This is a genomic window from Guptibacillus spartinae (genome assembly GCF_028610625.1).
Lineage (GTDB): Bacteria > Bacillota > Bacilli > Bacillales > Guptibacillaceae > Guptibacillus > Guptibacillus spartinae.
The window spans coordinates 409,729-422,880 of record NZ_JAQQWU010000003.1; the positions used below are offsets into that span (position 1 = coordinate 409,729).

Consider the following 13,152-nt stretch of genomic DNA (forward strand, 5'->3'; position numbering starts at 1 on the left):
TGCAAAAAGGGTAACAACTAATAGCAGACAAGCAAAATAATTGGTCTACCCCTTTTCTTTTGATAAGATCAACTGTAATGATTATTTTTACATTAAAGGAGCGGCTAAATATGAAATTAAGTGTACTTGATCAATCACCTGTTTCAAGAGGCAATACGCCAACTGAAGCACTTAGAGAAACAACGACACTTGCGAAAGAAACAGAAAAGTTAGGGTATCACCGTTTTTGGGTATCGGAACATCATAGTACGAAGAGTCTTGCAGGATCTAGTCCGGAAGTCTTGATCTCTCACCTTGCAGCAAATACGGAGCGCATGCGGATCGGTTCTGGTGGGGTACTGTTACCTCATTATAGTCCTTATAAGGTTGCGGAAAACTTCCGCATGCTTGAGACATTAAATCCAAATCGAATTGATATTGGTCTTGGACGTGCTCCTGGGGGAATGCCGAATGTTACAAAGGCACTTGCTGGGGGTAACAGTATGGGGATGGACAGTTATTTAGAGCAGGTTAATGAATTGGCTGCTTATTTAAAAGGGGAAGACCCTGATCGAATGAACGTACGCGCAACGCCACTTGGCAGTACGACACCTGAAATGTGGCTGTTAGGTTCAAGTGGGGCAAGTGGGATGATGGCGGCCCAACGTGGACTTGGATTTACATTTGCCCATTTCATTAACGGTTATGGTGGAACAAATGTGGTTGACAAATACCGCTCTCGTTTTGTACCATCTGAATTTAACGAAACGCCTAAAACAAACGTGGCAATCTTTGTAATTTGCGGGGAAACAGAAGAAGAAGCAGAATATCTAGCCTCAAGTTTGGATTTATCAATCTTATTAATTGAACAAGGAAAATCGGGAGACGGGTTTCCTTCCCCCGATGAAGCGCGTCGCTTTCCTTATACCGTGTTTGATAAAGAACGGATTCGGGAAAACAGAAAAAGAATGATCGTAGGTAATCCGACTCAGGTTAAACAACAAATAGAAGAATTAGCCGATCAATACCAAACGGATGAAGTGATCATTAACACCATTACACATGATTTTCAAGCACGACTGAAGTCATATCAATTACTTGCAGAAGCATTCCATTTAAATGATAGTGTCTCTTGACAAAATGAACTGTAATAATTAAAATTACACTATACCTTGACTCAGTTGGAACACAAACTAGTCTTCCAAATAAGGAGGTAAAATGATGATGAATCAACTACATCAACAAACACAATACCAAAAAGGTGAATGGGTAAAAGGAAAGTCAGTGCATGATGAACTCATTCATGGTTACGTAGAATCTGTTAATAATTATCTTGGGACCATTAAAGTATTCGTTCTAGAATGTGATAACCCTGAAACTGTTGGAAAAGTAATTGAAACTTTCCAGAATCGTATTTCACAGCTGGAAGAACCTGATTTTGAACAGGATGAATCCTTCTTGCTAAATCTTATTGAAGTTGCCTTGATTACAAAAGACAAAGAGTGGTTCATGGAACTGACAGCACAGCTAAATGAACTTCGTAACGAGTCGGAGGAAGTCATTTCCTGTTAAAATTTTCTTGCCAGCAATAAAAGAAATGCGATAGGATGGAAGTGGAAGAAAGTGTTGGGAGGCGCTGCAATTGAATAGTGATTTTACTCTCGCCGTACACAGTCTGGCTTTACTCGCGATTAAGCCAGGACAGATGGCAACAAGTGATTATCTTGCCGGAAGTGCTTCGGTCCATCCCGTTCGTATGAGGAAAATTCTTAGTTTACTCAAGAAAAACGGTTATATCGTTTCAAAAGAAGGGGCCGGTGGTGGTTTTACGTTATCTTGCCAGGTGGAAGAAGTAACGCTTGATAAGATCTATAACCTAACATCTATTGGCGCACTTCAACCAAGGTGTCCTGATTCAAATCAGTATTGCCTTGTTGGAGCGAACTTAGCAAATGTACTTGGCGATATTTTTACAGATGCTGAGAATCATTTAACAGCATTCTTGAAACAATATACGATCCGTGATATTATCCAAAGCCTGAAGCAAAAACAATTATAAATGATTGTTTTTGTTTTATATTGTAACTGTAACAAAAAATATTTCAATAACCTATTGGGGGTGAGCAGACATGAGTACTAGTCTGGTGGCAAGAAACGAAAGTAAGTTTAATATCAAAGATTGGAATCGATTAGAAAGATCTGGTCAGCTAATTAAGCGAAACAAAGGTAGATTTTTGATTAAACCAGAGCATACGAATCGTGACGTTTACATTATTAAAAGTGGAAGCATCGCCGTTTATCATGCTGATAATATGGAAGAACCGCTTGCCGTTCTTACGGGCCAAGATGTGTTAGGAAACCGTTCGATTTTTGTCCATCAAAATTTGTATGCTAAAACGGTAACTGATGTTGAGCTCATTCAATTAGACCAAACGGCTTACCGAGCACTTTATCTAGCTTATCCAGAATTAGCAATCAAGTTAACTGCTGAATTGTCTAAGCTTAAACTAACTCTTGATTTCCCAGAACGAAAAGCACCTTCACTCTTACAACAGGTGAAGAGTGGGGTTCAAAGCTGGGTAAATAAAAACAATGGCAAGAAGGGCAGATACTGCCACAACTGCTAATAAATTTCTGTTTTCTAACTGTAATTATTTGTGTTACTGTATAATAGATGAAAAAAGATAGGATTAACATAGAGAGAATTTCAATGGATTAAAGGAGAGAAATGAAATGTCAGTAAGTGTAAAAGAAAATCAGAGTGTATTAGACGTGATGAAAGACCGACATTCTGTTAGAAAGTTTGAAAAAGGCGTCAAAATTCCTGAAGATGAGATGAATGAAATTCTAAATGCTACAATTGAAGCTCCTTCTTCATGGAATCTTCAGCATTGGAAGTTTCTTGTCATTGAAAGTGACGAGCAGAAAGAAAAGCTTCTTCCAATCGCCTTTAACCAACAACAAATCGTGGATAGCTCAGCTACCATTGTCATCCTTGGTGACATGGAAGCTAATCTACACGCAGAAGAAATTTACGGACAAGCTGTCGAATTAGGTTTTATGGATAATGCTGTAAAGGAAACGCTTGTTGGTCAAATTAACGGTGCATATGAACGTGAAGGTTTTGCGTTAAGTGAAGCGATCAAAAATAGTTCATTGGCAGCGATGCAGCTGATGCTTGCTGCAAAAGCAAAAGATTATGACACCGTTGCAATGGGTGGGTTTAATCCGGTAGCACTTGTTGAAGAGTTCAACATTCCTACGCGCTATGTTCCTACAATGCTTATTTCTGTGGGGAAAGCGGCTGTTGAAGCACATGGAACAGCTCGTTTCCCACTTGAGCGCGTCGTTATAAAAGAAAGTTTCTAATGGTAGATCTCGAAAAAGGAAGGGCAACTTGCCCTTCCTTTTTCTATTGGGGCCCCTTCTATCATCAAATAAAAAGGATTCATCTAAAATACGAATCCAAATTCATGATTTTGTAGAGGAAGACGGTATACTAGAAAGAGAGAATAAGGGGGGATCACATGGCACAGGTAGTTGAACAAGAGAAAAAGATGAACTGGCGTGGACTTTCAAAGCTAATCCGAGATACTAACCCGTCGAAACCTCTTGTAGCAGTAGCAATTGCAATGAGTATGATCGGAACGATCGCTGGATTAATTGTTCCATTTTTTACGAAAAACTTAGTGGATCAGCTTTCGGGTAGCACACTTTCATCAGGGGTTATTACGTTATTAATTGCTGCGTTTATCGTTCAAGCGATTTTTTCAGGATTATCCATGTATCTGCTTTTATATATAGGCGAAACGGTGGTCGCCCGCTTAAGAGAGCGATTAATGAAGAAAGTACTTTCTCTTCAAATTCCGTACTTTGACCATAATCGTGTGGGAGATACGACAAGTCGGATTGTCAATGATACAGGAGTTATAAAGGACCTCGTATCAAATCATTTGATTAGTTTATTAACGAGCACCCTCTCCATTGTCGGTTCAATCGGAATATTGCTTTATTTAGATTGGAAATTAACGGCGATCTTACTTGCAGTGGTGCCAATTATGATGATTGGGATCCGCTTTATCGGAAAACGAATGTATAAAGTATCAAAAGGTTTGCAGGAAGAAACGGCTAAATTTACTGCTACGATTACTCAAGTGTTATCAGAAGTTCGTCTTGTTAAATTCTCTATGGCTGAGAATGTGGAAGAGGAGAATGGAAAGAACGGGATAAAAAATGTTTTTAGCTATAGTATGAAGGAAGCGAAAATCTATGCGCTTCTCATGCCTCTCATGACCTTGTTATTGATGGGGGTACTGGTCGTTATTGTGGGGTATGGCGGCGTACGCGTGTCGACTGGTGAATTAACGGCAGGAGAACTCGTTGCCTTCCTTTTATACTTGTTTCAGATTATTATCCCGTTTAGTTCCATGGCGCGTTTTTTAACAGCTATACAAAAAGCAATGGGAGCAACTGAACGACTTCAATTCTTACTTGATCATGATAGTGAAGAGCGTTCAAATGGTGACGAAGTGGAAAACCCAGCACAAGTTCTTTCATTTAAGAATGTTGAATTTTCATATGGGAAAGAATTGGTTTTGAAAAAAGCTTCATTTGACGTTCCACCTGGTAAGGTAACAGCGATTGTTGGCCCTAGCGGTAGCGGGAAAACAACGACTTTTTCCTTGATTGAACGCTTTTATCAGGCGCAAGCAGGAGAAATCACCCTTGGGGGGAAAGACATCTCTGATTTTTCCCTTGTTTCATGGCGAAAGCAAATAGGGTATGTTTCTCAAGAAAGTCCGTTGATTGCAGGGACAATTAAAGAGAATATTGTATATGGCTTAGAAGAAGAAGTTTCGGTTCAAGCTATTGAAGCTGCAGCTAGTCAAGCATATGCCCTTCCTTTTATCAAGGATCTTCCTAACGGGCTTGATACTGAAATCGGAGAAAGAGGGATCAAGCTTTCAGGTGGTCAACGACAGCGTATTGCGATTGCTCGCGCGATTGTACGAAATCCCACGATTCTTTTGTTAGATGAAGCGACGTCAAGTCTTGATAGTACCTCAGAAGTTCAAGTGCAACGTGCTTTGAACAATTTAATGAAAGATCGAACGACAATTGTGATTGCTCATCGTCTTTCAACGGTAGTTCATGCAGATCAAATTTTGGTTATGGAAAATGGGAGAGTATCCGCACAAGGTACACATGAAGAATTGTTTATGAAAAGCGATCTCTATAAGGAGCTCGCGCAACAACAATTTCAAATGGAAGAAAGCTCATAAGAAAAGGTGTCGGGTAATGTCCCGACACCTTTTTACACACATTTTAATTTGATACTCCTGTAGAATGTGCTTCACGTTTTTCTTCTTTGACTTTGTCTAGGAAGCGCTTTGTTTCAGCAACGACAACGCCTGACAGTCCGAGTAGGCCAATTAAGTTTGGTAGTGCCATTAAACCATTGAAGATGTCTGCAAGTAGCCAAACAACATTCAGTTTTAAAGTTGTTCCTACAAAAACGGCTAATACGAAAACAAATCGATAATATTTAATCGATGCGTCTCCAAATAGATACGAGAAGCATTTTTCTCCGTAATAAGACCAACCAAGAACAGTGGAATAAGCAAAAAGAATAAGTCCAATTGTCACAATGAGTGCGCCAGGAACGCCAAGAAACTTTTCAAATGTTGCCGTTGTTAAGGCAGCTCCATTCAGGTCGCCTCCGTAAAGATCTCCCATAACGAGCGCGATTCCAGTGATGGAACAAACAACAATCGTATCAATAAAAACCTGAGTCATTGATACTAGAGCTTGCCGTCCTGGATAATCGGTTTTCGCAGCTGCAGCAGCAATTGGAGCAGAACCAAGACCAGCTTCATTCGAGAACACCCCACGCGCCACACCGTAACGAATAACGGCACCAATCGCACCACCGGCAGCAGCTTCACCTGTAAAAGCATCTGAGAAAATAAGCGATACAGCAGCAGGTACAAGATTAAGATTCATAAAGATAACGACTAATCCGCCAATAACATAAAATAAGGCCATAACTGGAACGAAGTAAGCTGTTACTTTACCAATACTTTTAATCCCACCTAGAATAACCATTCCAGTGAAGAGCATAAGAACAAGACCCGTAATCCACGGCGCAATCCCAAAAGTTGCGACCGCATCAGCAACCGAGTTCGATTGCACCATATTTCCAATTCCAAACGCAGCAAATGCACCAAAGAAAGCAAAAATCATACCAAGCCATTTCATATTAAGACCCTTATCCAGGTAATACATTGGCCCCCCTGACATTTCACCGTTTGCGTTCACCGAGCGATATTTTACCGCAAGAATGGCTTCTGCATATTTTGTCGCCATTCCAAACAGCGCGCTGATCCACATCCAGAGGACGGCACCAGGCCCACCCACAAAAACCGCTGTTGCAACACCAGCGATATTACCTGTTCCAATTGTGGCAGCGAGTGCTGTCATTAACGCCTGAAAGTGTGAGATATCTCCTTCAGATGTTTTGTCTTGCTTCTTCGTAAAGGCTTGCTTCAACGCGTATGGAAGCATGGTGAATTGGAGAAAACCAAGACGAATTGTGAGGTAAATCCCCGTTCCAACGAGCAAAACGAGGAGAGGCCACCCCCAAACAAATCCACTAATACTACTTAATGCTGCTTCCAATAAGAACTCCTCCTTTATGTATGTTAATACTAAATATTCTAACAAATTACCACAATAACCTTTATAATACAAAATAATTTTTTTCAGAAAGTTGTCGAATGATTGATAATAGCGCTTACTAATGTTCGTTCATGCACTTTGTTCGATTAAAATAAATTTCTTTTGTATGGTAGAGATAGTAGAGGAGGAATAGGATATGAAGTACTTTGATCTATCAAACAAGGTAGCTGTCGTTACGGGCGGCGGAAGAGGGATTGGAAAAGCAGCGGCTCAGGCACTCTCTGAAGCTGGTGCAAAAGTTGCTCTAATTGGACGAACGTTTTCGGTACTGAATGAAACGGCAACAGAAATAAATAATGAGACGCATGGAGAAGTTCTTCCATTTTCTTGTGACGTTACAAAGGAAGAGCAGATAAAAGAATTAGTAACTGATATCCATCAAAAGCTAGGTTCTATTAGCATTCTCATTAACAATGCAGGGAAAACGGTACGCAAGTCCATCGAGGAATTGGAACCAGGGGAATGGGACGATGTCATGGAAACCAATGTAAAATCTGTTTATATGATGACAAGAGCTGTGCTTCCTGATTTAAAAGAACAACAGGAATCACGGATTATTAACATCGCATCCATGGCTAGTGAAGTTGGTCTGCCATTCTCCACCCCATATGGTCCAAGTAAAGCAGCAGTCGTCCAATTGTCGAAGCAGTTAGCACAAGAGCTCTCACCATTTGGTATTACCGTGAATGCAATTAGTCCCGGCTTCATCAAAACACCATTTAACGAAAAAGCGCTTGATAACCCAATTTTTTTGAATAAAATTAACAACAGTAATCCAATGCACCGTATTGGTCAGTTGGAAGAATTAATCCCTGCAGTTCTCTATCTCGCTTCACCTTATTCTAGCTATACGACAGGGCAGAACCTTGTCATTGATGGTGGGACAACTTCTCACGCCTTTTAAATGTGGGCTTGAAAGAAGGGAGGCCCTCCTTTATAATAAATGTAACCTGAAAAGAAAAAGGGGAAAAGTTTATGTTATCGGTGATTCTTAACTAACGTAATTTTATAGACAGTATGGTTTTTAAAGACGCATAAATACGATGCTTATTTAACTATGCCTTCTGTCAATTTAGTTAAGAACACAGATTAAGCTCATGAATGATGACGACCATTCCAGCTGCGCACCTGTGCGCGGCTTTTTATATGCTTTTTTAAGCATGGGATTGGGGAAGTCTACCCTTTTATGAAAGAGCTACGAATGAACCTGTGTTCATTTGTAGCTCTTTTTTTCGTTGGAAGAAAGGGTGTGTATGTATGTTAATTGAACGAATGCCTCATCTCAGAAACAAAAAACAATTTAGGAGGAAGAAAAATTGAACGAACAAACGATGAAAACACTTGAATTTGATAAAATTCGGAGCGAGATCGCCCACTATGCGCTTTCCGAAGAAGCGAAAGAGGAGATTCAGAAAATGAAACCCTCACATGATAGGCAGGTGGTGCAAAACAGATTAAATGAAATAACTGAGGCAAAAGCCATTATCCAAAAGAGTTCAAGCGTTCCTCTCCATGGTCTTCATGGCATTATTCAAGTAATGAAGCAACTAAACAAGGGAGTTGCATTACGACCTGATCAGCTCACAACCGTACTTGATTTGATTGAAAGCGGACGAAAAATGAAGCAGTTTATGGTAGGGAAAGAGTGGTTAGCTCCTACGATTTCAAGTTATGTGCATTCTCTTTATGAACTAACGGATCTTAAAGAAGAATTGAAACGAGCGATACGAAATGGCGAGATTGACGATGTAGCGAGTAAAGAGTTAGGGAGAATTCGGAAGAAAATGACTGTATATGAAGAAAGGGTGAAGGAGAAACTCAACCAGCTTCTGCGCTCATCATCGAAACGAAAAGCTCTCCAGGATACGATTATTAGTGATCGTAACGGACATTATGTTGTCGCGGTGAAAAAGGAATATCGTAAACAAATTAAAGGAACGGTACATGATCAATCGTCAAGTGGATCGACCGTATATATTGAACCTGAGGAAGTTCGAAAAGTTCAAATGGAGTTAAACGAGTTAAAAGCTGACGAATACTTGGAGGAACAAAAAATCTTAAGTAGACTAACAGGGCAAGTGGAGCAATTTGTTCAGGAAATCTCCATTAATATTGAGACGATGACGCATTATGATACTATCTTTGCTAAAGCAAAATATAGTGTAGCGATTGATGGCAGTCACGTTCAGCTCTCAACTGAGCCAATGATCGAACTACGCTACGGTCGTCATCCTTTGTTAGCAAAAGAAGCCGTTCCGCTAACTCTTGAACTTGGAAAAGGATATAAAGGTTTAGTCATTACAGGCCCGAATACTGGCGGGAAAACGGTCGCCATTAAAACAGTAGGTCTTCTTGCGATGATGGTGCAATGTGGCTTACACATTCCTGCTGAAGAATCTTCTGTGTTTGGAATGTTTGGTGCTATTCTCGTGGATATTGGTGATGGACAGAGTATAGAACAATCGTTAAGTACCTTCTCTTCACGAATTTCGAATATAATTACCATTTTACAAGATGCAGGCCCTAATGCTCTTGTGATTTTAGATGAGCTTGGTTCAGGCACTGACCCTGGTGAAGGGATGGGAATTGCCGTATCGATTTTAGAACAATTAAATCGCCTCGGCGCAACCATTCTTTCTACGACGCACTATAGCGAGATGAAGAATTTTGCATCGGCTCATCCGGATTTTGAAAATGGATCGATGGAGTTTGATCCAGAATCCTTAAGGCCAACGTTTAAGTTGCGCATGGGGATACCAGGTGAAAGTCAGGCATTTGCGATTGCACTTCGGCTCGGCATGCACCCTGCCATCATTGAACGGGCACATGAAATAACGTATCAGGAGAAGCAAACTTACGCTAGGGGAGATCAGCGCGAATGGCACTATGAACAACAGTTGAGTAGTAAAAAAGTCGATCAACCGCGACGGCAAAAAGTACAAATTGAAAAGCACTTTGAACCGTATGCCGTTGGAGACAGCGTAGCGATACCTTCTATAGAGGAAAAAGGAATCGTTTATAAACCGATCGATGAGTTTGGGAACGTGATTGTCATGATTAATGGCAAAAATGAGACGATTCACGCGAAGCGCTTACAGCTCCTTCTTCCTGCAAGTGAACTGTATCCGGAGAATTATGATTTTGATATTCTTTTTGAATCGGTTGAGAACAGAAAGAAAAAGAAATTAATGAATCGAAAGCATGTGGAAGGGTTGAAAATTGATTATGAAGAGTAACGAAAAGTAGATATAAGCCGCAATGAAAGGGGTTCTCTCCTAAAGTATTAATCTCTCTGCGTAAAATATCGGTAAAAAGGGTAATGCATCTACTAGAACATTCTGCTCGGGCAGAAAAGATCGTAAAGTGGAGGATGAGAGAGATGCAAAAAATGAACAGAGGAATTTTAACAGCCGTATCGTCAATCGCAATTGCTCAAGGATTGAAGATTTTAACGCATAAGAAATTGACAGGAGAGTGGGATTTGAAGCAAGTCGCGACAACCGGTGGCATGCCTAGTTCACATTCCGCTGGTGTGGCGGCCCTTACTTCTTACATTGCTTCAAACAAAGGGTCTCGTCATACGGAAACAGCCCTAGCGACAATTTTTGGAGTGATCGTGATGTATGATGCCCAGGGAGTACGGCGTCATACTGGAGAAATTGCTGCACTCGTAAACGATTTAGAAGATAATCTGGCGACGATCTCAGGCGATTACCCAAGCATGCAGTTTGTAGAAAGAGATAAAGAGTTGAAAGAGCTCCTTGGACATCAGCCTGTTGAAGTTCTAGGTGGCGCAATATTAGGAGCAACTTTAGGCTTCATTTCGGCTAAAGTTGAGAATAAATAGTAGAAAAATGAAACCATAGGCGCTTCGCCTATGGTTTTTTTCGTTATGACGAGATCCCCGAATTAATAGTATTTTTCATGACTAATCATACTACCAGCACATCACTCAAACAGATTGCTTTCATTTAAAAAGCGATTTTGAAATAATATGAAGGGCACGAAGGATAGAGGAGGAAATTAAATTGACCCATACAGAAAAATCGACTGAAGCGTTATTTAAAACGTTCAATAGCGAAAAATTATCTTTAGAAAATCGTACGGTTATGGCACCGATGACGAGAGGCTTTTCACCAGGAAATGTACCTGGAGAAGATGTAGCCGCATACTATCGTCGTCGAGCTGAGAATGGTGTTGGATTAATCGTTACAGAAGGAACTGGCATTAACCATCCTTCATCCGTTTCCGGTGCGAGTATTCCGGTCTTCCATGGTGAAAAAGCACTTAAAGGTTGGGAAAATGTTGTGAAAGAAGTACATGAAGCAGGTGGTAAGATTGCACCTCAGCTTTGGCACGTTGGAATGACTCGGAAATTGGGTGAACTCCCTAATGAAGAAGCACAGCCGGTTGGCCCTTCTGGTCTAGCCCTATCCGGTGAGAAAGTAAATGAGCCTTTAACAACAGAAGAGGTTGAACAGCTTGTTGAAGCATATGCTCAGGCAGCCGCAGACGCGAAACAACTTGGCTTTGATGCAATTGAACTCCATGGGGCTCACGGCTATTTAATTGACCAATTCTTTTATGAACAGACAAATCAACGCACGGACCGCTATGGTGGTGACCTTGTAGGCAGAACGCAATTCGCAGTTGAAATTATTGAAGCATGCCGTCGTGAAGTTGGGCCGGATTTCCCAATTATTTTTCGTTTTTCTCAATGGAAAATGCACGACTATAAAGCGAAACTCGCGACGACACCTGAAGAGTTAGATCAGTTTCTAACGCCGCTCGTTGAAGCTGGAGTTGATATTTTCCATTGCTCAACACGTCGTTTCTGGGAGCCAGAATTTGAAGGTTCTGAATTAAATCTAGCTGGTTGGACTAAGAAACTAACTGGTAAGCCAGTTATTTCTGTAGGTTCAGTTGGACTTGATGGCGAATTCACAAGTTTTGCTGGAGCTAATACCACTAGTCTTGATGGTTTGATTGAAAAACTAGAGAATGAAGAATTTGATCTTGTAGCAATTGGTCGCTCGCTATTAATGGATCCTGAGTGGGTAACTAAAGTACGTGATGGCCGCGCGGATGATCTTCTTCCATTTAATAAAGAAGCTTTGCAAAAGTTATACTAAGCGAAACGGTTCTAGGTATGAACAGCTTTTACATCAAGTATCCCTCTACATTATGTAGAGGGATACTTGATTTTTTATGACTTATCTAAAATAGTTACATACTATTATTTACCAAAATACTAAGATAGGTGTAGAATCGATTAAGAACAGTCATGGAAAAATAACTTTTATGGAAGTGACACGGTCGATGGAATCATTATTAGCTAACTTCTCAATCTTATTATTTATGCACCTTTGCATCCAAAGCGTATACTACCTCGCTTTTCAAAAGCGCTGGTCTAATCAAGTAGTGGCAATCGCTCATGTGCTCATTGTCGTCATTGGTGTTATTTGCCTCTATCAACTTCCCGTCATTCTTAATGACTATTGGTTTGATTTGCGTACGATTCCAATGGTTATTCTTGTTCTTTACCACGGATATAAACTTGGTGTGCCGGTACTCATTATTGCATCACTGGCTCGCTTTGCTTTTCCAGGGGAGTTTGTTATGTTGGAGCTTCTTTTTACTTTGTTGATTCCGACAATTGTGACGCTCCTGATTCGAGAGCGGCTGTTTCGAAATCTGAGTTATTTAAATCTTTTCCTCTATTTTGTTGGGATATGGTTGATATCTGATGCAATTTTAGGTTATATCATCTCAGATGGCGTTACGATCTATTCCTATTTTATTCGTTTTCTTTCTTTTCAACTGTCTGCTTTGATTATGTATTTCTTTATTCAAACGAGTACAAAAAACCTTGAGATGAGCGAGCAACTTCGTTTTTATGCTGAACACGACTCGCTAACCGGGCTTCTAAACTTAAAAAGTTTTCTTCGAAAAGCGAGAGAACATGATAGTCATCTAAAGAAAATGGTAGCAATGCTTGATCTTGATTTTTTTAAACAAATTAATGATACGTACGGTCATTTGAATGGTGATCGTGTTCTTGCTGACTTTGCTGCATTTCTTTCAGAACAGGAAGATTGGCTCGTTGGACGGTACGGAGGAGAAGAATTCATTGTTATGCTTGAAGCTTCAACGAAGGAAGAGGCATACTATCGCATGAAAACATTGCAAGAAAGTTTAAGTGAGCGAAAATTCATTACCGAAATGGGCGAAGAAATAAAAAATGTTTCTGTATCAATTGGACTAGCTGAAATTGACCAACAAATGCCGTTAATGGCATCGGTTGAACGAGCAGACAAATCTCTATATCAAGCTAAGAAAAATGGTCGAAACCAGGTTTGTTTTTAACGCTCTGCACATTCGTTGGTTTAAAAAGTTAGATTTGCGGAATATAACAAGTGTTAAGGTTTTTAAAGG

At 40.3% G+C, this 13,152-nt stretch carries 12 protein-coding genes; 11 read left to right on the forward strand and 1 reads right to left on the reverse strand.

Going from position 1 to position 13,152, the window contains the following annotated elements:
• The first annotated feature begins 110 nt into the window (after positions 1-110).
• The 6 genes from PQ511_RS08655 to PQ511_RS08680 all read left to right on the forward strand — a co-directional run bounded on the left by PQ511_RS08655 (position 111) and on the right by PQ511_RS08680 (position 5,261).
• Complete coding sequence (locus PQ511_RS08655) at positions 111-1,115, forward strand: LLM class flavin-dependent oxidoreductase (protein WP_273851487.1); 1,005 nt, start codon at positions 111-113, stop codon at positions 1,113-1,115.
• A gap of 85 nt (positions 1,116-1,200) precedes the next feature.
• The gene (locus PQ511_RS08660) at positions 1,201-1,551 is read left to right on the forward strand and encodes an IDEAL domain-containing protein (protein ID WP_273851488.1); all 351 of its coding nucleotides are present in this window, start codon (positions 1,201-1,203) and stop codon (positions 1,549-1,551) included.
• 70 nt (positions 1,552-1,621) lie between these two features.
• A complete protein-coding gene (locus tag PQ511_RS08665) occupies positions 1,622-2,038 on the forward strand; it encodes an RrF2 family transcriptional regulator (RefSeq protein WP_224596183.1) in 417 nt (138 codons plus the stop codon).
• A 70-nt stretch (positions 2,039-2,108) separates the two neighbouring features.
• Positions 2,109-2,606 (forward strand): Crp/Fnr family transcriptional regulator, encoded by a 498-nt coding sequence (locus tag PQ511_RS08670; RefSeq protein ID WP_273851489.1) that lies wholly within the window; start codon positions 2,109-2,111, stop codon positions 2,604-2,606.
• A 106-nt stretch (positions 2,607-2,712) separates the two neighbouring features.
• Positions 2,713-3,348 carry a nitroreductase family protein gene (locus tag PQ511_RS08675; RefSeq protein ID WP_273851490.1) on the forward strand — a complete coding sequence of 212 codons (636 nt, stop codon included), beginning with the start codon at positions 2,713-2,715 and terminating at the stop codon, positions 3,346-3,348.
• 158 nt (positions 3,349-3,506) lie between these two features.
• A complete protein-coding gene (locus PQ511_RS08680; RefSeq protein WP_273851491.1) occupies positions 3,507-5,261 on the forward strand; it encodes an ABC transporter ATP-binding protein in 1,755 nt (584 codons plus the stop codon).
• A 43-nt stretch (positions 5,262-5,304) separates the two neighbouring features.
• Here PQ511_RS08680 and PQ511_RS08685 read toward each other — a convergent pair whose 3' ends face one another.
• On the reverse strand, positions 5,305-6,657 hold the full coding sequence (locus PQ511_RS08685) for an alanine/glycine:cation symporter family protein (protein ID WP_273851492.1): 1,353 nt from the start codon (positions 6,655-6,657) through the stop codon (positions 5,305-5,307).
• Between the two features lie 196 nt (positions 6,658-6,853).
• On the opposite strand from PQ511_RS08685, the gene PQ511_RS08690 reads away from it, so the two are divergent.
• The 5 genes from PQ511_RS08690 to PQ511_RS08710 all read left to right on the forward strand — a co-directional run bounded on the left by PQ511_RS08690 (position 6,854) and on the right by PQ511_RS08710 (position 13,083).
• A complete protein-coding gene (locus tag PQ511_RS08690) occupies positions 6,854-7,621 on the forward strand; it encodes an SDR family NAD(P)-dependent oxidoreductase (protein WP_273851493.1) in 768 nt (255 codons plus the stop codon).
• Positions 7,622-8,033: 412 nt separating this feature from the next.
• The gene (locus PQ511_RS08695; protein WP_273851494.1) at positions 8,034-9,953 is read left to right on the forward strand and encodes an endonuclease MutS2; all 1,920 of its coding nucleotides are present in this window, start codon (positions 8,034-8,036) and stop codon (positions 9,951-9,953) included.
• A 143-nt stretch (positions 9,954-10,096) separates the two neighbouring features.
• The gene (locus PQ511_RS08700; RefSeq protein WP_273851496.1) at positions 10,097-10,564 is read left to right on the forward strand and encodes a divergent PAP2 family protein; all 468 of its coding nucleotides are present in this window, start codon (positions 10,097-10,099) and stop codon (positions 10,562-10,564) included.
• A gap of 181 nt (positions 10,565-10,745) precedes the next feature.
• Complete coding sequence (locus PQ511_RS08705; RefSeq protein ID WP_273851497.1) at positions 10,746-11,849, forward strand: NADH:flavin oxidoreductase; 1,104 nt, start codon at positions 10,746-10,748, stop codon at positions 11,847-11,849.
• 187 nt (positions 11,850-12,036) lie between these two features.
• The gene (locus tag PQ511_RS08710; protein ID WP_273851498.1) at positions 12,037-13,083 is read left to right on the forward strand and encodes a GGDEF domain-containing protein; all 1,047 of its coding nucleotides are present in this window, start codon (positions 12,037-12,039) and stop codon (positions 13,081-13,083) included.
• The last annotated feature ends 69 nt before the right edge of the window (positions 13,084-13,152 follow it).